General features: G+C 66.9%; 18 protein-coding genes and 2 pseudogenes. 11 read left to right on the forward strand and 9 right to left on the reverse strand.

Annotated elements, in window-relative coordinates; translation table 11 throughout:
• Positions 1 to 58 precede the first annotated feature (58 nt).
• Entirely contained in the window at positions 59 to 1,801 is a 1,743-nt protein-coding gene (gene treF, locus AC5WJ1_RS23995; protein WP_494476598.1) for an alpha,alpha-trehalase TreF, read from the forward strand.
• Positions 1,802 to 1,937: 136 nt separating this feature from the next.
• On the opposite strand, the gene AC5WJ1_RS24000 is transcribed toward treF, so the two are convergent.
• The 3 genes from AC5WJ1_RS24000 to AC5WJ1_RS24010 all read right to left on the reverse strand — a co-directional run bounded on the left by AC5WJ1_RS24000 (position 1,938) and on the right by AC5WJ1_RS24010 (position 7,176).
• Positions 1,938 to 3,572, reverse strand: a complete 1,635-nt coding sequence (locus AC5WJ1_RS24000) for an AMP-binding protein (RefSeq protein ID WP_494476599.1) — start codon at positions 3,570 to 3,572, stop codon at positions 1,938 to 1,940.
• Between the two features lie 57 nt (positions 3,573 to 3,629).
• Positions 3,630 to 5,609: an alkyl/aryl-sulfatase gene (locus AC5WJ1_RS24005; RefSeq protein ID WP_494476600.1), complete on the reverse strand. Its 1,980-nt coding sequence runs from the start codon at positions 5,607 to 5,609 to the stop codon at positions 3,630 to 3,632.
• Positions 5,610 to 5,697: 88 nt separating this feature from the next.
• The gene (locus AC5WJ1_RS24010; protein ID WP_494476601.1) at positions 5,698 to 7,176 is read right to left on the reverse strand and encodes a coniferyl aldehyde dehydrogenase; all 1,479 of its coding nucleotides are present in this window, start codon (positions 7,174 to 7,176) and stop codon (positions 5,698 to 5,700) included.
• Between the two features lie 153 nt (positions 7,177 to 7,329).
• On the opposite strand from AC5WJ1_RS24010, the gene AC5WJ1_RS24015 reads away from it, so the two are divergent.
• The 3 genes from AC5WJ1_RS24015 to AC5WJ1_RS24025 all read left to right on the forward strand — a co-directional run bounded on the left by AC5WJ1_RS24015 (position 7,330) and on the right by AC5WJ1_RS24025 (position 10,175).
• Positions 7,330 to 7,995, forward strand: coding sequence for a TetR/AcrR family transcriptional regulator (locus AC5WJ1_RS24015; RefSeq protein ID WP_135703124.1), 666 nt, complete (start codon positions 7,330 to 7,332; stop codon positions 7,993 to 7,995).
• A gap of 74 nt (positions 7,996 to 8,069) precedes the next feature.
• A complete protein-coding gene (locus AC5WJ1_RS24020) occupies positions 8,070 to 9,665 on the forward strand; it encodes an MFS transporter (RefSeq protein WP_135703123.1) in 1,596 nt (531 codons plus the stop codon).
• A 48-nt stretch (positions 9,666 to 9,713) separates the two neighbouring features.
• Entirely contained in the window at positions 9,714 to 10,175 is a 462-nt protein-coding gene (locus AC5WJ1_RS24025) for a MarR family winged helix-turn-helix transcriptional regulator (protein WP_133095819.1), read from the forward strand.
• A gap of 28 nt (positions 10,176 to 10,203) precedes the next feature.
• Here AC5WJ1_RS24025 and AC5WJ1_RS24030 read toward each other — a convergent pair whose 3' ends face one another.
• Positions 10,204 to 10,869, reverse strand: a complete 666-nt coding sequence (locus AC5WJ1_RS24030; RefSeq protein ID WP_135703122.1) for a response regulator — start codon at positions 10,867 to 10,869, stop codon at positions 10,204 to 10,206.
• Positions 10,870 to 11,212: 343 nt separating this feature from the next.
• Positions 11,213 to 12,172 (reverse strand): LysR family transcriptional regulator, encoded by a 960-nt coding sequence (locus AC5WJ1_RS24035; RefSeq protein WP_135703121.1) that lies wholly within the window; start codon positions 12,170 to 12,172, stop codon positions 11,213 to 11,215.
• Positions 12,173 to 13,098: 926 nt separating this feature from the next.
• On the opposite strand from AC5WJ1_RS24035, the gene AC5WJ1_RS24040 reads away from it, so the two are divergent.
• Positions 13,099 to 13,389 (forward strand): transposase, encoded by a 291-nt coding sequence (locus AC5WJ1_RS24040; RefSeq protein WP_158577668.1) that lies wholly within the window; start codon positions 13,099 to 13,101, stop codon positions 13,387 to 13,389.
• Between the two features lie 82 nt (positions 13,390 to 13,471).
• On the forward strand, positions 13,472 to 13,858 hold the full coding sequence (locus AC5WJ1_RS24045) for a hypothetical protein (RefSeq protein WP_431189868.1): 387 nt from the start codon (positions 13,472 to 13,474) through the stop codon (positions 13,856 to 13,858).
• A 37-nt stretch (positions 13,859 to 13,895) separates the two neighbouring features.
• Here AC5WJ1_RS24045 and AC5WJ1_RS24050 read toward each other — a convergent pair whose 3' ends face one another.
• Positions 13,896 to 14,690: a Crp/Fnr family transcriptional regulator gene (locus AC5WJ1_RS24050; protein ID WP_135703120.1), complete on the reverse strand. Its 795-nt coding sequence runs from the start codon at positions 14,688 to 14,690 to the stop codon at positions 13,896 to 13,898.
• Between the two features lie 250 nt (positions 14,691 to 14,940).
• Here AC5WJ1_RS24050 and AC5WJ1_RS24055 point away from each other — a divergent pair, with 250 nt between their 5' ends.
• A complete protein-coding gene (locus tag AC5WJ1_RS24055; protein WP_133095814.1) occupies positions 14,941 to 16,098 on the forward strand; it encodes an extracellular catalytic domain type 1 short-chain-length polyhydroxyalkanoate depolymerase in 1,158 nt (385 codons plus the stop codon).
• A gap of 207 nt (positions 16,099 to 16,305) precedes the next feature.
• On the opposite strand, the pseudogene AC5WJ1_RS24060 reads toward AC5WJ1_RS24055, so the two are convergent.
• Positions 16,306 to 16,866: pseudogene (locus tag AC5WJ1_RS24060) on the reverse strand (substrate binding domain-containing protein); the annotation flags it as partial.
• A gap of 2 nt (positions 16,867 to 16,868) precedes the next feature.
• On the opposite strand from AC5WJ1_RS24060, the pseudogene AC5WJ1_RS24065 reads away from it, so the two are divergent.
• The 4 genes and pseudogenes from AC5WJ1_RS24065 to AC5WJ1_RS24080 form a co-directional block, all read left to right on the forward strand.
• A pseudogene (locus tag AC5WJ1_RS24065) lies at positions 16,869 to 16,976 on the forward strand (NmrA family transcriptional regulator); the annotation flags it as partial.
• Positions 16,977 to 17,142: 166 nt separating this feature from the next.
• Complete coding sequence (locus AC5WJ1_RS24070) at positions 17,143 to 18,006, forward strand: alpha/beta fold hydrolase (RefSeq protein WP_494476977.1); 864 nt, start codon at positions 17,143 to 17,145, stop codon at positions 18,004 to 18,006.
• Between the two features lie 821 nt (positions 18,007 to 18,827).
• On the forward strand, positions 18,828 to 22,907 hold the full coding sequence (locus AC5WJ1_RS24075; RefSeq protein ID WP_494476602.1) for a DUF748 domain-containing protein: 4,080 nt from the start codon (positions 18,828 to 18,830) through the stop codon (positions 22,905 to 22,907).
• Positions 22,908 to 23,000: 93 nt separating this feature from the next.
• The gene (locus AC5WJ1_RS24080) at positions 23,001 to 23,195 is read left to right on the forward strand and encodes a rubredoxin (RefSeq protein ID WP_135703117.1); all 195 of its coding nucleotides are present in this window, start codon (positions 23,001 to 23,003) and stop codon (positions 23,193 to 23,195) included.
• Between the two features lie 36 nt (positions 23,196 to 23,231).
• On the opposite strand, the gene AC5WJ1_RS24085 is transcribed toward AC5WJ1_RS24080, so the two are convergent.
• Positions 23,232 to 23,396, reverse strand: coding sequence for a hypothetical protein (locus AC5WJ1_RS24085; protein WP_165971506.1), 165 nt, complete (start codon positions 23,394 to 23,396; stop codon positions 23,232 to 23,234).
• Positions 23,397 to 23,464: 68 nt separating this feature from the next.
• On the reverse strand, positions 23,465 to 23,644 hold the full coding sequence (locus tag AC5WJ1_RS24090) for a hypothetical protein (protein WP_029047537.1): 180 nt from the start codon (positions 23,642 to 23,644) through the stop codon (positions 23,465 to 23,467).
• Positions 23,645 to 23,681 lie beyond the last annotated feature (37 nt).

Raw genomic sequence — 23,681 nt, forward strand, 5'->3', positions numbered from 1 at the left:
GGCGCCAAGGCTTCGGCCGTCATGAATACGTCAGTGACCGGCAGCCTGCACTGGACCTATGCACAACAATGACGACCGCCGCGCCGCAAGCGCGGGCGCCTACACGGTGCCGCGCACTGACCCGGCCACGCCCGATGGCGCCGGGGCGGTCTCCGGCGCCGTCGCCGCGCCGGCCAAGGTCCACGCGGTGGCTCATCCGCCGCTGGCCGCGCATCGCGAATGCCCGCAGCCACATGCCCTGGCGAGCTGTCCGCAGGCCGACACGCTGTCGCCGGCGGTGCGCTACGGCGAACTGTTCGTCGATGTCCAGCACAGCGGCCTGTTCGCCGACAGCAAGACCTTTCCTGATTGCATTCCCGGCTGCGACCCCGAGTGGATCGTCGCGCGCTATCGCCAGACACGCGTCGAGCCTGGCTTCTGCCTGGCCGACTTCGTGCAGGCCCACTTCACCCGCGCGATCGTGCCGGACAGCCACTATGTCTCCGATCCCGCCAATACGCTGCGCGAACATATCGACGGCCTGTGGCCGGTGCTGACGCGCGAGCCGGGCGCGCATCCGCCGCTGTCGTCGCTGCTGCCGCTGCCGCATCGCTACGTGGTGCCTGGCGGGCGCTTCGGCGAGCTGTACTACTGGGATTCCTATTTCACCATGGTGGGGCTGTCGGCAAGCGGGCGCGGCGACCTGCTGCTGGAAATGGCGCGCAATTTCGCCTACCTGATCGACACCTACGGGCTGGTGCCAAACGGTACGCGCAACTATTATCTGAGCCGCTCGCAGCAGCCCGTATTCGCGCTGATGGTCGACCTGCTCGAGCGCGAACAGGTCGCCAGCGCGCGCGACTTCGTGCCGCAGCTTCGGCGCGAGTACGACTTCTGGATGGACGGCGCCCAGGCCCTGCGTCCGGGCTGCGCACACCGGCGCGCGCTGTGCCTGCCCGACGGCGCCGTGCTTAACCGCTACTGGGACGACCGGCCTTGCCCGCGCGAGGAAGCTTTCCTGGAAGACGTGCAGACCGCCGAGCGCAGCGGCCGGCCGCACCACCTGGTGTTTCGCGACCTGCGCGCCGCCGCCGAATCGGGCTGGGATTTCAGCTCCCGCTGGCTCGAGCTGCCGCTTGCGGGGCAACCCGCCGATCTCGCCACTATTCGCACTACAGCGGTCCTGCCGGTCGACCTCAACGCGTTGTTGTGGCACCTAGAAACGCGCCTGGCCGAATTGTGCGACCAGGCCGGCGATGCCGATGCCGACCGCTTCCTTGCCGCCGCGCGCCGGCGCGAAGCCGCCATCCGCCAATACATGTGGGACGACGCAGCCGGCATCTTCGTCGACTACGACTGGTGCTGCGGATCGCCGCGACCATGCCTGACAGCGGCGACGATGATGCCGCTATACCTCGGCCTTGCACGGACGGAAGAAGCCGGCGGCGTTGCCAGTGCTGTGGCTGCACGCCTGATGGATTCAGGAGGACTGGCCACCACCGAACTCACCTCCGGCCAGCAGTGGGACCATCCCAACGGCTGGGCGCCATTGCAATGGCTCGCGGTGCGCGGACTGACGCGCTACGGCCATGAAGGCTTGGCGCGCGACATCGCGCAGCGCTGGCTCGCCACGATCGCCGGTGTCTATGCCCGGGAATGCAAGCTGGTGGAGAAATACCGGATCGAGGCCACCGGCGAGCGTGCCAGGGGTGGCGGAGGCGGCGAGTATCCGCTGCAGGACGGGTTCGGCTGGACCAACGGCGTTGCCAGTGCGTTGATGGCGTTGTATGGCGATCTGCCGGCGATGTGCCTGAACGTCTAGCCTGGCTCGATCCCGTCGACAGCGCGTGGTCATGGACGGCACGCCCGAGGTTGGGCGGGCCGTCCTTTCCCGGAGGCGAGCCGGCGGTGGAAGGGTTCTGGTACCTGACGCGGTTGGCGTTGCTTGCAAACTGGCTTCACGCCCGGGGCCGCAGCTCCCGTCGCAACACCTTGCCTACTGTCGACTTCGGCAGTGCCTCGACGAATTCGAAGGATTTCGGCACCTTGTATCCGGTCAGTTGCCCGCGGCAATGCGCCTGCAATGCCGCTGCATCCAGCGTCGCGCCGGCGGCCTTCACCACGTAGACTTTCAGTGCTTCGCCGGAGTGGCCGTCGCTGATACCCACGCACGCGCATTCGATCACGCCGGGACAGTCGCTGACCACGGCCTCGATCTCGTTGGGGAACACGTTGAATCCGGAGACGATCACCATGTCCTTCTTGCGGTCGACGATCTTCAGGTAGCCCTGTTCGGTCAGCATGCCGATGTCGCCGGTACGGAAGTAGCCATCGACGGTGAACGCATCGGCGTTGGCGCCTGGCTTGTTCCAGTAGCCGCGCATGACCTGCGGCCCCTTGACGCAGACTTCGCCCGCCGCGCCGGGCGGCACGTCACGGTCGTCGTCGCCCAGCAGCCGGATATCGGTGGACGGCAACGGCAGGCCGGTGGTGCCGTTGAAGGCTTCGGCCGTCGGTGGATTGAAGCTGACGATCGGGCTGGTCTCTGACAGGCCATAGCCCTCGCGGATGAAGACACCCGTCAGCGCCTTCCACCGCTGCGAGGTGGCCGGCACGATGGCCGCGCCGCCGCCCGCGGCCAGGCGCAGCGACGAGAAGTCGACCTCGCCGATGCGCGGGTGCGCAACCAGGCCGGCGTAAAGCGTGTTGACCCCGGTCAGCACGGTGCAGCGCGAGGCCTTGAGCACGTCGATGAAGGCATCCATGTCGCGCGGGTTCGGCACCAGCCAGTTGCGCGCGCCGACCGTGAAGAAGGTGATGAAGTTCACCATCAGCGCGAAGATGTGATACAGCGGGATCGCGGTCACGACCACTTCCTTGCCGTCGACCAGGTTGTCCGTCACCATCGCCTTGAACTGCGCCACGTTGGCGACGAGGTTGCGGTGCGACAGCGCCGCGCCCTTTGACACGCCGGTGGTGCCGCCGGTGTATTGCAGGAAAATCAGGTCGTTGCCTTCGATTTCCACGGCCTGCAGCGGCAGCGCACGACCCTGGGCGACGGCTGCGTCGAAGGCGATTGCCTGCGCCAGCCGGGGATCGACCGGCGGCGACGGCAACGCCGCCCCGGTGCCGTCGCCGGGTCCGGCGGTGACGATGGTCCTGAGCGGGGTCCGCGCCATCACTTCTGCGACGGTGGCACTGATTCCGCTGTAGGCCACCAGGATCTCGACCCCCGCGTCGTTGAGCTGATGCTCGAGCTCGCGCGCCGTGTACATCGGGTTGATGTTGACCTGCACCGCACCGATGCGCGCGATCGCGATCAGCGCGATCGGGAAGGCGATGAGGTTGGGCAGCATCACGCCGATGCGGTCCCCCTTGCGCACGCCGAGTTCGGACTGCAGATAGGCGGCGAAGTCGCGCGACTGCGCGTCGAGACCGGCGTAGCTGACGGTCTGCCCGAGGCAGGTGAAGGCGGGCCGGTCGGCATGCTGGCGCAGCGCGGTATCCAGCAGTGCGGTCAGCGAGCGGGGCGTGTCCGCATCGATCTCGGCGGGGATGTCGCCATAGCTGGCGAGCCAGGGTTTCGTGGTCATGGTGCCTTGGTCAAGCAGGGTTTGAAAGCGGAGAAAGTCGCGCGCCGTCGGCGGGTATCACGGCGCCACGATCTCGAATTGCGGGTCGAACTTGTCGAGCATGCCGAACAGCGTCTGCAGCGCGGCGGGATCGCCGTCAAGCTTTGCTTGCCCGGCAGCCGTTGCCGCCTGCAGCGTGGTCTGGCCAAGCAGCGCGCCGACCAGCACTGCGCGCGGCGCGGTCAGCGTGACCTGTGCGTCGGCGTGCTGGCGTTCCGCGCGATACATGAAGACCGAGTTGTCGACGGACAGGGCGTATCGCTTGCCGGTGTCGGGCTGGACCCAGTTGATCTTCACCAGCTTGCCGGCCGCGCGTTCGCTGTTCAGGCGCACGGCGAGGAAGTCCAGGAACATGGTGTCGGTCATCGCGCGGACCATGTCGGGGCTGGCGGTCTGCGTGGACTGCGTCTTCGGCACGCCGTTGCGCAGCTCGTAGGCGCCCACCAGGTAGGCGCTGCGCCAGGCTGCGGATTCGGCCTGGTAGCCCATCTGCTCGAGCGCGTCGGCCAGCAGCTTGCGTGCCGCCTGGTTCTTCGGATCGGCGAAGACCACATGCTTGACCACCTCGGCCACCCAGCGGTAGTCGCCTTGCGCGTATGAGGCGCGCGCCTGCTCCAGCGCCTTGTCGGCGCCGCCCATGAATCGCACGTAGCGCTGCGCGGACTGCTCGGGCGGCAGCGGGTGCAGGTCGGCCGGATTGCCGCTGTACCAGCCGAGATAGCGCTGGTAGATGGCCTTGGCATTGTGGTTCACGGTGCCGTAGTAGTCGCGCAGGTCCCACTGGCTGGCCAGCGACGGCGGCAGCTTCATCATTTCCGCGATCTCGGTCATGGTGTAGCCCTGGTTGGCCAGCCGCAGCGACTGGTCATGGATGTACTTGTAGCCGTCGCGCTGCTTGCCCAGGTACGCGAGGATGCTCTGCTGGCCCCACATCGGCCAGTGATGCTGGGCAAAGACCACTTCGGTGCGATGCCCGTAGCGGTCTGCGGTCTCGTCCAGCGCGCGCCACCACTGGTTGGCGTCGCGCACCTGCGCGCCGCGGATGGTGTAGAGGTTATGCAGCGTGTGGGTGGCGTCCTCTGCAGCGCACAGGGCCTTCAACTGCGGGAAGTACATCAGCATCTCGGCCGGCGCCTCGGTGCCGGGAGCCATCTGGAATTCGATCTGCACGCCGTCGATGGTGCGGGTCTCGCCGGTCTTGCCGACCAGGTCGGTGGGCGGGATCAGCGTGACGGTGCCGAGCGACACCGTCTTGCCCAGCCCCGCGTCGACCTGCCCGCGCGGCCCCTTAGGCAGCAGCGGCCCATACATGTACTGCGCGCGCCGGCTCATGGCGTTGCCGGCGTAGATGTTCTCGCTGACGGCTTCTTCCATGAAGCCTTCGGGGGCAATAATCCTGACGCGGCCGGCCTTGACGTCGTCTTCGCTGACCACGCCCTTGACGCCGCCGAAGTGGTCGGCGTGGCTGTGGGTATAGATCACCGCGACGACCGGCTTCTTCGGGCGGTGCTTGTAGTACAGGTCGAGCGCGGCGCGCGCGGTTTCGGCGGTGAGCAGCGGGTCGATGATGATGAGGCCGGTGTCGCCTTCCACCACGGTCATGTTGGACAGGTCGAAGCCGCGCACCTGGTAGATGCGCTCGGTCACGCGGTACAGGCCATGGTGCAGGTTGAGCTGCGCCTGGCGCCACAGGCTCGGATTGACCGAGGCCGGCGCGGCGTCGTCCTTCAGGAAGGCGTAGGCGTCTAGGTTCCAGACGACGCGGCCGCTGGCGTCGCGGATCTCGCCGCGCTCGATAGTGCCGATAAAGCCGCGGCGCGCGTCCTCGAAATCCTGCCGGTTGGCGAAGGGCAGGTGCTTCAGCACCTCGGCGTTGGCCTGGCGCGTGGCCGCGGTGGCATCGCCCGGAGCTACCGGCGCTACGCCGGCGACGGCGGGCAGCGGCAGCAGCAGGGCGCACGCGATGGAGATCGCGGAAGCGGCGGACTTGCGAAGCATAAAGTCTCCAGTGTTGCTTGGTAGGGTCGTTGTCGGGGAAGCAGGCAGCCGTCGCCGGCGTATCGATGATGGCCGGCGGGCGTGTGGCTCAGCGGGGCGTGGCCGGCGGAACCGCCTTCGTGCCGGAAGGCAGGGGAGCATCCGCGGCGGACGAATGCGGCTTGCCGAGAAACAGGCGCAGAGCGAGCCGCTGGATCCGGCCGCCGTATGGCGGGTGGAACAGCGTGATCGGGAACCAGCGGCGCTCGCTGAACACCGCCTTGGCGTGCGACAGCTCGCGGAAGCCTTCGGCGCCGTGGTAGTTGCCCATGCCGGAGGTGCCGGTGCCGCCGAAGGGCAGGTCGTGGTTGACCACATGCCAGCCCCAGTCGTTGAGCGTGACGCCGCCGGCGTGGGTGCGCTCCAGCAGCGGACCGGTCTCGGCCTTGTCATGGCCGAAGTAGTACAGCGCCAGTGGCCGCGTGCCGCGCTGCACGCAGACGATGGCCTCGTCGAAGGTGCGGTAGGTCATGACCGGCAGGATCGGCCCGAAGATTTCCTCTCGCGCCAGGCGCATCTGCGGCGTGACCCCAAGCACCACGTGCAGGGGCAGGCGCCGTCCGTCCGCCGGCATCGCCGCGGAGAGGATCCGCGCGCCGTGCGCGCGGGCATCGTCGAGCAGCGCCCGCTGGCGGGCCAGCGCGTCGTCGTGGATGACGGCGGTGTAGTCGTCGCTGCCCTGTGGATGCATGCGGGCCGCGGCGGCGAGCACTGCTTCGGCGAAAGCGCCGGCAAGCTCTTCCGGCACCAGCGCGTAGTCGGGCGCGACGCAGATCTGGCCGCCGTTCAGGGTCTTGCCATGGGCGATGCGCGTGGCCGCCGTCGCCAGCGCCGCGCTGCGGGAAACGATTGCCGGCGACTTGCCGCCCAGTTCCAGCGTCACGGGGGTCAGGTTGTCGGCGGCGGCTCGCATGACGTGGCGGCCCACCTCGGGCGAGCCGGTGAAGACGATATGGTCGAACGGCAGGCTGGTGAAGGCGCGTGCCACCGCGGCATCGCCCTCGACCACGGCCACCTCGTCTTCATCGAAGGCTTCGGCCAGCAGCGCGCGCAGCGCGGCCGAGGTGTGCGGCGCGTATTCGGAGGTCTTCACCATGCAGCGGTTGCCGGCGGCCAGCGCGGTCGCCAGCGGGCCCAGCGCGAGGTAGACCGGGAAATTCCACGGCACCACGATGCCGACCACGCCCTTGGGCTGGACCATCACGCGCGCGCCGTTGCCGAGGAACAGCAGCTCGGTGTGCCGGCGCGACGGCTTCATCCAGCGCCGCAGGCCGCGCAGCAGGTGGTTGATATGCAGCACCGACGGTAGTACGTCGACCATCAGAGTCTCGGCGTCGGCGCGCGCGCTGAAGTCGCGCGCCGCGGCGGCGGCGAGCCGGTGGGCATGGCCGCGAATCGCCCGGCGCAGCCGCTGCAGTGCGCTTCTGCGTTGCGCCAGCGAGGGGAAGGGCGACGCCATGAAGGCTGACTGCTGCATTGCCAGCAGCGCCTCCAGGCGTGTTGGTTGTGCTGCATTCACCATAATCATAATCCCCTAAATTTATTCTGAACAGTCGGTACAATTTCAAGTTTGGTGAAGGCGGTGGTAGCCTGTCAAGGACAGCATGCCGCCTCTAGGGCAAATCCCGAGAGGGAAAATGGCCGGCGCTCAACATTTCCCCGGCCCAGTGCCGACGCAGCCATGCATTCATCAGAAGAAGGTGCCCCAGGCACCGACCGCCCCCACGACACCGCACCGAAAGCACCGCCGGCACGCGGAACCGGCGCGACCAAATACCGCCGCGGCCTGGAAACGCGCCAGCGCGTCATTGACCTGACCAAGGGATTGATCGCCGAGCACGGCTATGGCGAAGTCACGCTGGACCAGGTCTCCACACACGCCGGCGTGGCAAAAAGCAGCTTGCTGTGGCATTTCGGCAGCAAGGAAATGCTGCTGGCGGAAGCCGCGATCAGCCTGTTCCAGGAAATCGAGGTGCAGTTCGACCCGGCTGACCTGCAAGGCCTGACCGTGTCGCAGCGGGTGGATGAGTTGTTCGAGCGGGTAGCCGATTACTTCACGCGCAACCCGGAAACCAAGGGGATCGTGCTGGCGCTGTTGTTTTCAGGCAATGCGCCGCAAAGCGTGCGCGAGCATATCCGTGAAGGGTGGAACGGCCATGTGCGGGTTCTGGTGGAGGCCCTTGGCACGCCGGAGCGCCCGCTGCCACCGGAAATGGCGCGCGCGCTGCTGGCGGTATTCCATGGCTGTTACTGCCACTGGTATGCCAATGGCCGGCAGGAGCCTATCGGCAGTTACCTGGCGCCGGCACGGGAGATGTTCCGCCACTGGTATCTCGGCGCGGAATAATCGTCTTGAGGGCTGGCGGACTCCGATGTGTGTCCTATAATCATTGACATCGCAACGATTGATCGAGCAATCACATGACGCCCCAGCCACAAAGCGGTGAGGCCACCGGCCAGGTCCTGCCATTCCGCAAGTCTTTGCTGGCCATGCTGGGCGTGTCCTTCGTGGTGATGCTGGTGGCGCTGGACCAGACCGTGGTCGGCACCGCGCTGCCGACCGTCGTGGCGGAACTGCAAGGCTTCGAGTACTACGCCTGGGTGGCGACGGCGTACCTGCTGACGTCCGTCATCACCGTGCCGATCTTCGGCCGGCTGGGCGACTATTACGGACGCAAGCCCTTCGTGCTGGCGTCGATCGTGGTGTTCACCGTCGCGTCGGCATTGTGCGGGCTCGCGAGCAGCATGCCGTTCCTGGTGCTGGCGCGAGCGCTGCAGGGCATCGGCGGCGGCATGCTGGTGGGCACGGCTTTCGCCTGCATTGCCGACCTGTTTCCCGACTCGCATGTGCGGCTGCGCTGGCAGGTGATGCTGAGTGCGGCATTCGGTATCGCCAATGCCATCGGACCGTCGCTGGGCGGCGTGCTGACCGAGTGGTACGGCTGGCGCGCGGTGTTCTATGTCAACCTGCCGGTCGGCGTGCTGGGCCTGTGGTTTGCCTGGCGCTACCTGCCGCACCTGCGCCAGCAGGCGCACAGCGGGCCGGTGCGCGTGGACTGGGTCGGGGCCTTGCTGATCGCCCTTGGCCTGGGCGCCATGCAGATGAGCGTCGAACTGCTGCCCGGGCGCGGCTTCGATGCCTATACCGGTGGCTTGCTGTTGCTGTCGGCCCTCGCGATGGTGGCGCTGTGGCACTGGGAGCGGCGCTGCGCCAACCCGATCCTGCCGGTGGAGATGTTCCGCAATCCCGGACTGGCGCCGCTGTTCCAGCTGTCGGTGTTCGCCGGCTTCACGATGTTCGCGCTGCTGCTGTATGCGCCGTTGCTGTTCCAGGGCGGCTTTGGCCTGTCGCCGAAGGAAGCGGGCTTGCTGATCACGCCGCTGGTGGTCTGCATCACGGTCGGCAGCATCGTCAACGGCCGCGTCATCACCCGCATCCGCCGGCCCAACGCGATGCTCTATGCCGGGTTTGGCATGCTGGCGCTGGCCACGCTGGCCCTGTCGCAGGCCACGCGCGCCATGCCGCACGGGATGCTGCTCGCCATCATGCTGGTGGGCGGACTCGGGCTGGGCTTCATCATGCCCAACCTGACGGTGTTCGCGCAGCAGACCGCCGGGCGCGAGCACCTTGGCATTGCCACGGCGATGCTGCAATCGCTGCGCATGGTGGGCGGCATGGTCGGTACGGCGATCGTCGGCACGCTGGTCACGCGCAGCTATACCGGCGGCGTCGACCACGCCATGGCTGCCGCCGGCGCCAGCCAGTGGGCAGCGCGCATGGGAGACCCGCAGGTGCTGATCGACAAGGCCTCGCAACTGGCGCTGCTCGGCGAGCTGGGCCAGGCCGGGCACAATGGCGCCTTGCTGCTGGAGCAGGCGCGCATGTCGCTGGTCAGCGCGATCCACCTGGGCCTGCTGGCCGCCGGGATTGCCGCTGCGGTGGGCGTCTGGTGCGCGCACCGGGTGCCGCCGGTCAGACTGGTGCGCACCGCGGGGCCTGCGATGGCGGCGGAGTGAGCGCCTGCGGCGCCTGTGATGGCGCTTGTGTACCCCTGAGGAGAACGGATGGAACTGGAGCGACAAAGCGTAGCCGTACTGCAGCAGTTCGGACGCACCTACCGCGCGTATGCGGCCGCATTCGAGCAGTGCATCGGCCTGCCGCTGGCGCGCTGGCGGATCCTGCATGTACTGCACCTGCAGGAGGATGCCATTGCGCAGCGGGCACTGGCCGACCGCGTCGGCATGGATCCGGGCGCGCTGACGCGCCAGCTCAAGGCCATGCAGGAGCTTGGCTGGGTCGAGCGGACCACATCGGAGCGCGACAACCGCGTGACCCATGTCACGCTGTCGCACGCCGGGCAGCAACTGGTGGCGCGCCTGATGCCGCTGCGCTCCGCCTTCCTGGAGGATGTGCTGACCGAGGTTTCGGCCTCGACCATGCAAGACCTGTCGCGCGGGCTGGCGCAGCTGGAGACCGGCATTGCGCATGCGCTGGCGCGGCTGGAGCAGCCTGACGCCGTGGCCTGAGTGCCGGGCCGGTGCCGGCGCCCGCCATTCAGCAGCCGGAAAGCAGCATGCCGTTGAGGGCGGCGAATTCGAACAGCTCGCGGTCGTTGGTGACACCGAGCTTGTGCATGGCACAGTTCTTCTGGCGGCTGATGGTCTTGACGCTGCGGCATAGCAGGACCGCAATCTCGCTGACGGAGCGCCCGGCCAGGTACATCCGCAGCACTTCCATTTCACGCGCCGACAGCCGCTCGGCGCCACCATGGCTTGCCGCCGGGTTGCCGGGATCGGCCTGTGACAGGATCTCCATGGCCGACTTGCCGATGTAGCGGAAGCCGCGCTGGATGCGGCTGATCATGGTGACCAGCTCCGACAGCGGGGCGTCTTTCAGCAGCAGGCCATGCACCTGCGTATCGAGGATGGAGCGCAGCACCAGAGGGTTGGTGATCATGGTCAGAACGGTCACGGCCAGCGACGGATGGCGCCGGCGCAGTGCGCCCAACATGCGCAAACCGTCCCCGCTGCCTTCCTGCTGCGAGGGCATGTGATAGTCGGTGACGACGACATCGGGCCGCAGGGTCGCGACGCTGTTCAGCAGTGCCGTTGCGCTGGTCACTGTGCCGCAGATTTCCCATCCGGTCTGGGTGTGCAGGCGGTCGGCAACGGCCGCGCTGACCACCGGATGGTCATCGGCAAGCAGGATCCTCAATGCCATCGGGTCTCCTCGGTCCAGATTCGTGCCGGCCGTCATGCCGCGCCGCGCTCAAGAAAACGCCGCACGTCGGCCGACGTGCGGCGAAATGGCGGCGCCAGACAAGTGACGCCAGACAACTGCATGCATCGCCGCAGGACGGGCCAAACGGGAGACGGCCGGCGCGCTGCGATGCATGGGCAGGATACTGGCTATGCCCCGGCGCGAAAGTAGGAGAATTCGCAAAGCGCTGTCGCCACCGTGTCGCAGCAAAAAAAAAGCGCTGGCCCCGGCAGGGGCCAGCGCCTCGCGGCGCATCGAATGCGTTGACGGATCGGCGACTAGCGCGCCGGCGCCATTGCGCGAGTCAGGCGAGCGCCTCGGCCTGTGCCATCGCGGGCCGCCCGCTGCGGCGGCCGTCGATGGCCTTGAGCGGATCGCGCAGCACCGCGCTGCCGACTTCCATGATGTCGCGCAGCACCGCCTTGTCGTGGCTGCGCTCCGGCGCCCAGAAATGCAGGGCGGCCCATTCGGGAAAACTGCTCGGCGGTGCCAGCAGCCGTGTCTTGCGCTCGCGCGTGACCAGCGGCACGTTGAAGTCCAGCACCGGGCAGATGCCTCCCGCGGCATGCAGCAGCGTGATCTGCGTGTGCCAGGAAGGCACCACGGTCTCGCGATGCCCGGGCGTGCCGGCCTGCCGGCTCAGGAAGGCGCGCAGCGGGCTGCCGGCTTCGCAATCTTCCTGCAGCAGGATCCAGTCCGTTTCACCCTCGTCGTGGCTGCCTTCGCGGGCGGCACTGACGAGGCGGCGCGGCGTGGCCATGATGTTCTGTTGCTGCACGCGCTCGGGGTCGTGGCCGCCGTCTACGACAAACGCGCAATCCAGTTGGCCGCTATCGAGATGGCTGGCCAGCGCGGCATCGGCGATCACGGGGCGCGTGATGAAGCTGTCCTGCGGGAACTGCTCGCACAGCGTGGTCAGGATTTCCGTAATGACCGGGTCGCCGATCGAAGACGAGAAGCCGATGGAAATCCGCCTGCCGTCCGCGCGGCGCTGGCTTATGCCCGCTTCGCCCGGGCGCACCAGCTGGTTCCACTTGGCCAGGATCTGGCGCGCGGTCTGCTCCAGGCGCAAGGCGTGGGGCGTCGGTTCGAGCATGCCATTGCGCTTGACGAACAGCGGATCGCCCGTGATTTCGCGCAAGCGCGTCAGGCTATAAGCGACGGTGGGCACGCGTCCCTGGGTACAGGCGGCGACCGCGTTGAGGTCGCGATACTCCATCACCAGGACGAAGACATGTAATAGCTTGGTGCTGACGTGACGCATTCTGACTTCTCCCGATGCATGATTCTTTTTTTGATTTCTTGTCTGTCCGATGCGTACAGCACCGCGCGCAATGGAGCGCGCGGCAAAGCATGAAACGTGCTTATCCGACGGGGCGGCAATCTGACGCCCATACTGCAAAGCCAGCTTGGAAAATGGCGCCCGTCACACTCGGCGCGGCAGACCGGATCGGTCCGCGCCGTCCGGACAGGACTCTTTGGATGGCCATGCACGACTCCACATTTCCGACTTGCGTCGACAAATTGGCGCAGTGACTCCTCGATCCTTCAGGCCTGATATTTGCCGGCAGTGTAGGGACCGCACACCGGTTCTCTTCACGGTGGCTGCGGGCTGCCGGGCCGCTTCCTGCGAGCGCCGCGTGGCGCATTGCGAAAGCGTGCGAAATTTAGTTGTGCCGAGGAATCTTAATACATGGTCTGCAAAAGTCCTAGAAACTTGATTTGATGACAGGCTTCTAATCCTGCTTTTATCGCCCTTATCCGGTTCGCTATACCGGCGGGACAGCCGCTGCCGGCTCAAGACGACGTGCGGGCCGACACGGCTTGCCAGGCCATTGCCACGGTGCTGAAACAAAGTGGACTCCAAATTGGCTTAGCAAAATATGGCCGTGTCGGCAGCGTTGCCGGCACGGCGGCACGGCCTGTGCGGCTACGGCGAGGCTTGCGGATTTTCTGAACGACGAGGTGCCGGAAACGCCCGCGCGCCTGCTGGCAGGTGGCTTGCGGCAGCCATTTGGGCGGCGCTGCGCGCGGCGTCCATCCAGATAATTTTCTTAACTCGCCTTGCGAAGACACTGAATTGCCTTTTGGCGCGGCCGTGGGCTAACGTACGGCCAGAGTCGGCACGGTTGGCGGCGCGGCCGGCATTGCCTGCGCCAGCGCCGGCGCCGTTGTGGAGCGGAGAGATTCGTGAACAGACGGTATTCGGAAGAACAGATCCGCAGCTACCTGGCCGAAGCGGCCAGCGGCGTGCCGGTGCGCGAGCTGTGCGCGCGCTATGGCTTCAGCGATGCCTCGTTCTATGGATGGCGCGCGCGCTACGGGGACCAGAGCCAGAACGATGCCCGCGACGGGCGCAAGCTGCGCGAACTGCAAGAGGAGAATGCGCGGCTTAAGAGTATGCTTGCGGACGCACTGCTCAAGCTCGAGCTGCTGCGCAACCGTACCGGCCGCCGCCAGGGCAACGGCAAGGATCGCTGAAGGCACGGCTGGTTTTTCCGCAACGCAATGCCGCGCACCATGGCTGTCGCCATGCCCTGCGCAGGCCCCTGGAGTACTGGTTTTGAAGAGGTTTGTTTGCAAGTGCGGCCTGCTGACGGCCGCCATCGTGGCAATTTCCCTGCACGCCACGTCGTGGGCAGCGAGTCCTGCCGCATCCGCAGCCGCCGCCGGAGGTACGCCGATGGTGGCGCCACCGCCGCCGCGGATGCTGGACGAAGCCACCGCCGTGGTCGAAGGCCCCGGTGGCACCTTGTCCGCATCGCAGCGCCAGCACTGCCAGGGCCTGCTGGACCAGATCGATGCGCTGCCGAAGGGGCCCCAGTGGTCCGAAGGCAAGTCGTCGGTGACCACGGCAGACGGCCGCACCTATCCGACACTGGAGCGGCAGCCGGATCGCAAGCGGCTGGAAGAGGCGTATCGGCAGGAGTGCACGCAGCAACGTCGCTGAGTGCGCAACCCCCGGGGCTGCAAGCCGTCGCCGACGGCTAGGACGCCGGGCCCCGGCACATCGCCATCGCGGGCGCGAATTCCGCGCCCGGATCACCTTCGCGCGCAGGCCGCTGTGCGCCGCCGTCAAGGTCGGCATAGATCGAGGCAAGCCCGGCGGAGTCGATGATGCGCAGCCGCCGCTGGCGCACCGCGATCAGACCAACCGATGCAAAGCGCGACAGCAGCCGCGATACCGTTTCCAGCGTCAGGCCCAGCAGACTGGCGATATCGGCGCGCGACATCGCCAGCGTCAGCGTGCTGTCCTGCCGTCCATGGCGGCGTGCCTGCTCGCCGGCAAGGTCCAGCAGCAGCATGGCCAGGCGCTGCGGGGCTTTCATCGATCCCACGGCAACCAGCAGCACGCGCTCGCGCTCGGCGTTGCGGCGCATGACCGCCAGTGCGGCGATGCGGAAGGCCGGCGCAGCCATCAACTCGCGCAGCGATTCGACCGGCACCGCGCACACCTCGGAGTCCTGCAGCGCGATCGCCGCGGCACCGTGCTGTGGCGCTTCATGCGGTTCCAGTCCCAGCACATCGCCCGGCAAGGAAAAGCCGGTGACCTGGCGCCAGCCCAGCGGCGATTCGTAGACCTGCTTGGCGCTGCCCGTGCGCAGCGGATAGACCGTCAATGCCGGGCGTCCCTGGCGGACGACATAGTCGCCGGCGCGCAGGCTCAGGCGCTCGGGCCGCAGGCGCGTGCCGGCGGGCGCGGTGGCGGCGGCCGTCGCGGCTGCGCCACAGACGGGATGGAAAAGGCAAAGCGAACAGGCGGGGGCGCCGTGATCCGGCATGGGTATTTTGACGCAAGGGCAATCGACAAGTCAGTATAAAACGCCGGCATCGCCAGCCAACTTGCTGCGATCTTCATTCTTTCGATTCCAGTGTTCAATATTTTCGCGATGGCGGGGGAGGCCCGGGCGTGGCGCCAAGGCAATCCGCGTGCCACATCCGCCTCACGGGAAGTCCATCCGGGGTGTGGTATGCTGCAACGCACAACAAAGGCACCCCGGGGGAGATTCCGTCATATGAGCAGGAGTCCTCATGACCAAGAGCCTAGCCGCTGACTGGCACGCACAACTCCGGCGCCTGAGCCGGGTGCAGGCCCGAACTGAAACTCAGGTGAAGTCCTGGCTGCGACGCCTCGATTCGCTGAACCCGCTGACACCGTCACGTCCGCAGGACGCGCCAGCCCGCCCACGCCGCTCGGCTGTTGCCCCCCTGACGACGCCCGCCACGCCGCCCGCGTGGTCACCCGCGAGGTCGCCCGCCACGTCACCCATCGCGCCGGACGAACTGCCCGGCACTTGGCAGGCACACCGGCTGCGCCTGGCGGCGCTGCCCGGCGAACTGGTGCCACAGCTGTCCTATCACCTCTATATCCCGTCCAAGCGCCATCGCGGCCCGTTGCCGGTGGTGGTGCTGCTGCATGGGTGCCGGCAGACGCCCGATGCCCTCAGTGCCGGCACGCGCATGAACGCGCTGGCAGAACAGGAGGGCTTTATCGTCGCTTACCCGCAACAGCCGCTGCGGCGGCAGGTCCAGCGCTGCTGGCAGTGGTTCGACCTGAGCGCCGCCGAGGGCGGGCGCGAGGCGCAGGCCCTGGCGGCACTGCTCGATGCGCTGGCCGCGCGCCACGATGTGCGCGAGCGCGAGATCTACCTCGCCGGCATGTCCGCCGGTGCGGCCATGGCCGCGGTGGTGGCGCTGCGTTACCCCGGCAAGGTGGCCGCGGTGGCGATGCATTCCGGTGTCGTGATCGGCGCTGCCGACACGCCGCGCGCCGGCCTGCACGCCATGCGGCACGGTGCCACGGCCGAGCCGGCATGGCTGCTCGACGCCGCTGGCGTCACGCCAGGCGGGCCCGAGATGCCGGCGCTGGTGATCCACGGCCTCGCCGACGATGCGGTGCACCCGGTCAACGGCAGGCTGCTGGCGCGCCAGTTTCTCGCCTACAACGAGCTGGAAGACCGGCTTGCCGCGATTCCGGACGCAGGGCCCGACGCGGCGCCGGGCGAAGAACCCGGCCGCTGCCGCGAGTACCGCTTCGGCCGCTGGAGCCGCGACCTGGTCGCGCTGGTGGAGGTGGAAGGGCTGGACCACGCCTGGAGCGGTGGCGACGCCAGCTACGGTTTCCATAGCGACATCGGCCCCGACGCCAGCGCGATGATGTGGGATTTCCTGCGCCAGCACCGGCGTTGAGCCGCGACCACGCGCGCATGGAAAAAGGGACGGCAATTGCCCCGGCAATTGCCCTCCCTTTCTCTGCGTTTCAGGGCCACCAAGCTTCAGCCGCGCAAGCGGTCCTTGACGAACAGCGCCGTCACCATGCCCGGCACGCACAGCGACCACATCGCCGTGGTCGAAGCTGGACTACCAATGCGCAGACGCGGCACCTGAACTGGAGAACTACGCTGCCGCCGCCTCCGCCGTCGCATCAATGTCTCCGGCGTTGAACTCGGTCAGGCAATTCAGGTCGAGCGCACGGATGTGCTCGACCATGAAATCGATGAAGACGCGATTTCGCGTGGGCAGGTGTTGCCGGCTCAGATAGCAGATGTAATGCCCGCGGTCGTCGGGCGAGTGCCTGCTCATCGCAACCAGCAGGTTTTTGCTCGCGATGTGATCGCAGATTTGGTAGCCGGCCATCTGCGCAATGCCCCATCCCTGCAGCACCGCCTGCAGTACAAGGTCGGCATCGTTGAAGGTCATGCGAGCCGCTGGCGTGTACTTGCGGACAATGCCGTCGACCTTGAACTCCCAATCGAACACGCGCCCGCTGGAATAGCGGAAATTGATGCACTCGTGCTGCGGCAGGTCTTCCAGCGTCTGTGGCAGGCCGTGCCTGGCCACGTAGGACGGCGCTGCGCACAATGCCATCTGCATCGGAATCAGCTGCCTGGCGATGATGCTCGAATCCTCGATCCGCCCGTTGCGGAACGCGATGTCGATCTGTTCCGAGGCGAAATCCGTCGACCCAGTTCCTTGAATTTTTCGGCGGCATCGTGCAGTCGGCCGGACAGGGCGACACGATCACACTCGCGTCCGCGCTGATCCAGCCTGTCGCGTCGGACGATGTCCGCGTTCCGCACGGTGCCCGGTTCGTCCGGCAAGGCCTTCGGACTCGACAAGGCCGCAAGGGAGCCCCGCGAATGTGGAGCTATCAGAAAATCTGAAAGATTCCATCAATATTATTCGATTTTCTTTTTGAGTGCGGTGCCGCAAAGTCTGGGCAAGGAGTTAAACATGAATGCACGAGCGCCCCTGACTGCGCTGGCTCTTGCCGGTGCCTGGCCACAACCTTCTTTTGTTTCCACCGCCTCCGGCACCTCCGTTCCCTATGTGGAAGCTGGGAGCGGCGAGCCAATGGTATTCGTGCACGGGTCGCTGTGCGACTACCGCTATTGGGAGCCGCAGCTCGCTTCTCTGTCGAAGGACTTCCACTGCCTCGCTCCGAGCCTGGGCCACTATTGGCCACAAACCAGTGCGAACGGACGCGGCGACTTCAGTTGGGAGGCGCACGTCGCGGAGATTGCGGAGTTCATCGATGCGCTCGGTCTGGGGCCGGTCCATCTGGTCGGCCACTCGCGTGGCGGTTGCATTGCGTTTCATCTAGCGTGTGAATACCCTCACTTGGTGAACACGCTCACGCTCGCTGATCCAGGCGGCCCACTTCAGGCAACGCCGCAAGCAGGGGCCGGCAAATTGCCGCCGGCCACCCATGCGTTGAGAGAGAAGGCTGCAGCACTGGTTGAGCAAGGCGAATTCGATGCCGGTCTGAATCTGTTCGTAGACTCGGTAACCATGCCGGGTTTTTGGAGCAAGAGTTCCCAGGGCTTCCGCAGGATGGCGCTCGATAATGCGCTCACACTGCCGAAGCAGCTGCGTGACCCGTTGCCCGCCTACACACGCGAAGCGGCCGGCGAAATCCGGTGTCGAACGTTGCTGATCGATGGGCAAAAGAGTCCGCGCATGTTCCGTGGCACGGTCGAGAAGCTTCAAGAATGGATCGTGCAAGCTAAGCGTCAGACAATTGCCGGAGCCTCTCACGGCATGAATATTGCCAACCCAGGCGCGTTCAATCGGGCGGTTGCCGAGTTGGCTGGCTAGAGAGGCCCTGTCTCGCAGAGTTCGTGGATCGAGCCGTTGATCGCCATCGTGACCGAGGAAATCCTGACGCGTCATTCACGGAAGGCGCGCCTACAACGACTTCAGATACTCGGCCAGATCCGCAATCTGCTCAGCGGTCAACCCCAGCCCTTGCCTGGTGTTATAGGTCTGCGCAACGTCCTCCAGCGTTGCAGCCGACCCGTCGTGGAAGTAAGGCGGATGCTGCCACACACTCCTGAGCGGACTGGTTCGATACTGCTTGCCGAACGTGAGGCATAGCTGGGCGATTCCGGTTCGACCATCGAGTCGCTCGGCGGATGCAGGCGCGCATTGGCGTCGGTAAGCAGTGTGCCGCTATGGCAGGTGGCGCAGCGGCCGGCGCCTTCGGACACCAGCCTGCATATCGGCGAAAGCGCCTTCCACAAGGCAAGGCTATTTCGTCCGACCGGGTCCGAACGGGCGCCTGTTGCGAGTGGGTGATGGCGCTGCGCGCCCAGGGCCGCACGATGAAAGAAATCGCGCGCGAGCTCTCAGTCGACAATCGAACCGTACACAAGTCGTCACCGCGGGGGCATTCCCCGAGCGACGTCGGATACAGCGCGGGAGTGGCAGGCGCGGTGTGGCGGGTAAGCCCCAGGCTTGCGACCAACCACTTCGCAAAGGCCATAAAGATGCCAGATCGGCATTTTTGGCGGTGACTGAGCAATTCCCATGTCTTTGCTTTGTCCGAATCCGTTGCCATAATGGCGACAAAAAAGTGAAATCCGGGGCACAAAGCAGCGTGTAACGCCGGAGTGCGGGGTCAGATTTTCTGGGACGACATGGAATTCAAGCAATCCATTCAGGCAGTGGCCGCCACGCCGCGCGGCCGGCTGGCGACCCGCGTTGCCGGCGGCGTGGTTGCCGCGCTCGCGGTGTTCGGGCTGGCGGGCTATATCGGCGGACCGCCGCTGCTCAAATACCTGATCGAAAAGAACGCGACTGAAGCACTCGGGCGCAAGGTCACGCTGGGCAAGGCGCATGTGCGGCCGTTCGAACTGGCCGCCACGCTGTCTGACCTGACGATCTACGAGCGCGACGGCAAGACGCCTGCGGTGACGCTGGGCGAGGCCGAGGCCAATACTTCGGTGGCATCGCTGTGGCATCTGGCACCGGTGGTGGACAACCTGCACGTCGACCGCCTTGCCGTGCGCGTCGCGCGCGGCGCCGACGGGCGCATGACCTTTGCCGATGTCCAGGAAAAGTTCGCAGCACTGCCGCCCAAGCCGGCCGATGCCAAGCCGGCGCGCTTCTCGGTCAACAATATTGCCGTGACCGGCAGCAGCTTCAGCTATGACGACAGGCTGCTCGACACCAGCCTGCGCGTCGACCACCTGACGCTGACGCTGCCGTTCCTGTCCAACCTGCCGCATGACGTCGAGATCGTGACGCGGCCGACGCTGAGCGCGCGGGTCAACGGCACGCCGCTGGCGCTCGATGGCGAGGTGCTGCCCTTCGCCGATTCGCGCCAGACCCGGCTCAATGTCAATCTCGACGGGCTCGACGTGACGCGCCTCATGGCCTTCGCGCCGCCGCTGCGCGATGCCGAGGTCAAGTCCGGCAAGCTTGATACGCGCCTGACGGTGGCGTTCCGCCAGCAGAAGGACACGCAGGAAATGCTGCTGATGGGCACGGCCGCGCTGCGCGATGCGGATATCCGCACGCGCGCGGGCCAGCCGCTGGTGAAAAGCGGCCGGCTGGCGCTGGACATTGCCCGGCTCGAGCCGCTGGCGCACCGGGCCCAGCTGCGTAGCGTGGAAATCGAAGGGCTGGGGGTGCAGGCGGTACGCCGCGCCGACGGCACGCTGAACCTGGCGACGGCGTTCCTGCCGCAGGCGGTAAGCAAGTCGACCGACGGCGTGGCGCCGGCCCCCGCTCCGGCTCCGGCTGCGGCGGCGTCCGCGCCCGCGCCCGCCGCGGCTGCTTCCGCTGCTCCTGCTCCTTCGGCTTCTGCCGCGCAAGCCGCGCCGGCCGGCCCCGCGGCCAAGGACCAGCCCTGGCGCTATGCGGTCGACCGCATCGTAGTAAAGCAGGCCAACCTCGGGTTTGAGGATGCGCTGGCGCCCTCGGGCCCGGGCAAGCTGGCGCTGGGCCCGCTCGACGCCGAGGTCAAGGGCTTTGCCGGCACCGAAGGCGACAAGCCGGCGCATATCGATGCCACCCTGACCGTGGCCGACGGCCAGACCCTGCACCATGCCGGCGACCTGCTGCTGCGCGACGGCACGCTGGCCGGCACGCTCGAGACCAAGGGGCTGCGGCCGCAGGGCTTTGCCGCGTGGTGGCCGCGCGAGCTGCGCAGCCAGTTCGGCGAGACCGCGGTCGATGCCGAGCTGCACTACCGCATGTCGTGGGCGGCGCCGCAGTTCCAGTTCGTGCTGGAAAAGTCCCGGGTGGAACTGGCGCCGCTCTATGTCGCCACACGCGATCCGGTGGTGATGCCGGCCGCACCTACCGCCACCGCCAACACCGCCAACACCGCCAACACCGCCAACACCGCCAACACCGCCAACACCGCCAACACCGCGAATGAAGCCGCGACGCAGGCCCCCCAGCGCGTCAGCCGTCGTGCGCGCGAACGCGCCGAGGCCGACCGTGCAGGCGCCAACCTGCCGCTGCTGCGCGCCGAGAAGCTGGTGCTCGACGATATCCAGTTTGACCTCGCGCGCCAGACCTTCGCGACCAGCCAGGTGACGCTGGCGCAGCCGCAGATCGCGGCCACGCGCGACCATAGCGGCCAACTGCTCGAAATGGCGCGGCTGTGGGCCAGCGAATCCGCCCAGCAGGCTCGCGCCACGCCGCGCAAGGCACCGGCCCCTGCCGCGAATGCCACGAATGGCGCTAGTGGCGCCAATGGCAGGAACGGCAGTGCCGCCGCAGGTGTCTGGCAAGCCAGGATCGGCAAGATCGCCGTCGACGGCGGCAGCGCGCGCGTGGCCGACTACCAGCCGGCCGAAGCCAACCGCGGCCGCCCGGTGATCCACCAGTTCCGCAATATCGAGCTCAGCACCGGCGCCATTGCCTGGCCGCTGACGCCGGCGGCGGTGCCGGTGAAGCTGCACGCCGAATCCGGCCGGCGCGGCGTGATCGGCATCGACGGCACCGTCTTGCCTGCCATGCCGGCGAGCCGCCTGCAGCTGGACCTGCGCCAGGTCGAAATCGGGCCGCTGCAGCCGTACCTGGCCGACCGCCTCAACGCGGCGCTGCGTAGCGGCACGCTGACCGTCAAGGGCAAGCTCAATGTCGACGCGCCCACCGGCAAGCCGATCGCCGCGCAGTTTGCCGGCAACGTGCTGGCCGGCAACGTGCGCACGGTCGACCGTGTCAGCGGCGAGGATTTCCTGCGCTGGCGCTCGCTCGCGCTGTCGGGCATCGACTTCGCGATGGATGAGAGCAAGGGCCCGACGCGCGTCAGCCTGGGCAATATCGCGCTGTCCGATTTCTATGCGCGCGTGATCCTGAACGCCAACGGCCGCCTGAATCTGCAGGACGTGCTGGCCGGCGGCGCGGCCAAGGGCGAGGCGGCGCCGTCCACCAGCCTGACGCAGGCCAACCCGGCCTCGGCGCCGGCGACGCCGCCGGTGCAGGCCGGTGACACGCGCACCGCGCAGGTCGAGCAGAAGCCGGGCGGCCCCAAGCCGCAGATCCGCATCGGCGGCGTGTCGGTGAACCAGGGCAACATCAATTTCTCGGATTTCTTTGTCAAGCCGAACTACACGGCCAACCTGACTGGCATGAAGGGCTCGGTGTCCAAGGTGTCGTCGGGCGATCCCGCGCCTGCCGACCTGGTGCTCGACGGCCGCATCGACGACGATGCGCCGGTCACCATCAGCGGCAAGATCAACCCGCTGGGCGAGCAGTTGTTCCTGGACATCGCCGCCAAGGCATCGGGGGTCGAGCTGACGCGGCTGACGCCGTACGCGGCCAAGTACGCCGGCTACCCGATCACCAAGGGCAAGCTGACCGTCGATGTCGCCTACAAGATCGAGAACGGCAAGCTGGATGCGAGCAACCACCTGTTCCTCGACCAGCTTACCTTCGGCGAGCGTGTCGACAGCCCGGACGCGACCAAGCTGCCGGTGCTGCTGGCGGTGTCGCTGCTGAAGGACCGCAATGGCGTGATCGACGTGAACCTGCCCGTCTCCGGCTCGCTGTCGGATCCGGAATTCAGCATCGGCGGCGTGATCGTGCGCGTGATCGTCAACCTGCTGACCAAGGCGATCACTTCGCCGTTCTCCTTGATAGCCTCTGCCTTCGGCGGCAGCAGCGAGGAGCTCGGCTACGTCGAGTTCGCGCCCGGCACGTCGACGCTGACGCCGGCGGCGAAGGAGAAGATCGGCAAGCTCGGCCAGGCGCTCAATGACCGGCCTTCGCTGCGGCTGGAAATCAGCGGCCGCATCGACCCGGCCACCGACGAAGCCGGCGCGCGCCGCGCGTGGCTGGATGCGCGCGTGGCCGAGCAGAAGCGGCGCGACCTGCGCAACAGCGCGCAGGCAGGCACCGAGGCCGGCGACGACGAGTCGGGCGTGCAGGGCGCCGAGATCAAGGTGTCGAAGCAGGAATACCCGAAGTACCTGGAAGAGGTCTACAAGCGCGCCTCGATGAAGAAGCCGCGCAATTTCGTCGGCTTTGCCAAGTCGCTGCCGCCCGAGGAAATGGAGAAGCTGCTGATGGCCAATGCCACTGTCTCCGAGGCCGACCTGAAGCGCCTTGCCGAGCAGCGGGCGCTGGTGGTCAAGCAGTCGCTGGAGCGCGAAGGCAAGGTGCCGGAGAGCCGGCTGTTCCTGACCGCGCCCAAGCTCACGGCCGAGGGCATCAAGGACAAGGGCGCGCCGAACCGGGTCGATTTCTCGATCCGGCAGTAGCCGTGGCGGCCGGCGGCGCCGTCACGGCGCCGCCGGCAAAAAACGGTATGATTCGGCCCGGACAATGTGTCATGACCGAATCTGGAGAATGTTTTGCAGGATCAACTTGAAGCGGCCGTTGCCTACAAGACCTGGGTGTGCGTGATCTGCGGCTGGGTCTACGACGAAGAACAGGGCTGGCCCGAAGACGGCATCGCCCCCGGCACGCGCTGGGAAGACATCCCCGACGACTGGCGTTGCCCCGAATGCGACGTCGGCAAGGGCGAGTTCGCGATGATCGAGCTGTAATGCATGACGGCGCTTTGCAGCGCCGTCATGCATCGACTAGCCATGCCGCCGCAAAGGCGGCCGGCACAGGCCGGTGTGGTGACGTTGCGCGGCATAACGCCGGTAGCGCATCCGATACGGGTGAACGCTGCGCCACAGGGCCACCAGCACGGTAACAAGCAGCAGGGCCGCCATGATGGCGGCAAGCAGGGCGATCGACATGGCGGCCCTCCTCTTCGCGATTCGTGCGGATCGTGCAAAACCTGCCAGCCCGGCCTCCCGGGCCGGTATCAGATCAGCATCGGCAGCGCTTCCAGCACCAGCACCGCGACCAGCGCGCCGATCAGCGCTCCCATGGTCCGGCAACTGATACGCAGGTACTTGGCGGTCACCGGGATCGAACCCATGGCGATCACGCCCACCAGCGCCATCGGAATCAGGAATACAAGATCATGCGCGGTGAAGTGCATGGCGGTCTCCTGTCTCTCTTTTGTGATTCCAGTATAG

This window comes from Cupriavidus sp. MEYA8, from assembly GCF_059278825.1.

What these genes read in the sequence shown, in the direction of transcription:
- AC5WJ1_RS24035 (WP_135703121.1), bottom strand. Translation starts at nt 12,172, where the DNA reads ATGCGTCACGTCAGCACCAAGCTATTACATGTCTTCGTCCTGGTGATG.
- treF (WP_494476598.1), top strand. Translation starts at nt 59, where the DNA reads ATGCACAACAATGACGACCGCCGCGCCGCAAGCGCGGGCGCCTACACG.
- AC5WJ1_RS24015 (WP_135703124.1), top strand. Translation starts at nt 7,330, where the DNA reads ATGCATTCATCAGAAGAAGGTGCCCCAGGCACCGACCGCCCCCACGAC.
- AC5WJ1_RS24025 (WP_133095819.1), top strand. Translation starts at nt 9,714, where the DNA reads ATGGAACTGGAGCGACAAAGCGTAGCCGTACTGCAGCAGTTCGGACGC.
- AC5WJ1_RS24050 (WP_135703120.1), bottom strand. Translation starts at nt 14,690, where the DNA reads ATGCCGGATCACGGCGCCCCCGCCTGTTCGCTTTGCCTTTTCCATCCC.
- AC5WJ1_RS24005 (WP_494476600.1), bottom strand. Translation starts at nt 5,609, where the DNA reads ATGCTTCGCAAGTCCGCCGCTTCCGCGATCTCCATCGCGTGCGCCCTG.
- AC5WJ1_RS24075 (WP_494476602.1), top strand. Translation starts at nt 18,828, where the DNA reads ATGGAATTCAAGCAATCCATTCAGGCAGTGGCCGCCACGCCGCGCGGC.
- AC5WJ1_RS24085 (WP_165971506.1), bottom strand. Translation starts at nt 23,396, where the DNA reads ATGTCGATCGCCCTGCTTGCCGCCATCATGGCGGCCCTGCTGCTTGTT.
- AC5WJ1_RS24055 (WP_133095814.1), top strand. Translation starts at nt 14,941, where the DNA reads ATGACCAAGAGCCTAGCCGCTGACTGGCACGCACAACTCCGGCGCCTG.
- AC5WJ1_RS24020 (WP_135703123.1), top strand. Translation starts at nt 8,070, where the DNA reads ATGACGCCCCAGCCACAAAGCGGTGAGGCCACCGGCCAGGTCCTGCCA.
- AC5WJ1_RS24070 (WP_494476977.1), top strand. Translation starts at nt 17,143, where the DNA reads ATGAATGCACGAGCGCCCCTGACTGCGCTGGCTCTTGCCGGTGCCTGG.
- AC5WJ1_RS24030 (WP_135703122.1), bottom strand. Translation starts at nt 10,869, where the DNA reads ATGGCATTGAGGATCCTGCTTGCCGATGACCATCCGGTGGTCAGCGCG.
- AC5WJ1_RS24000 (WP_494476599.1), bottom strand. Translation starts at nt 3,572, where the DNA reads ATGACCACGAAACCCTGGCTCGCCAGCTATGGCGACATCCCCGCCGAG.
- AC5WJ1_RS24010 (WP_494476601.1), bottom strand. Translation starts at nt 7,176, where the DNA reads ATGATTATGGTGAATGCAGCACAACCAACACGCCTGGAGGCGCTGCTG.
- AC5WJ1_RS24090 (WP_029047537.1), bottom strand. Translation starts at nt 23,644, where the DNA reads ATGCACTTCACCGCGCATGATCTTGTATTCCTGATTCCGATGGCGCTG.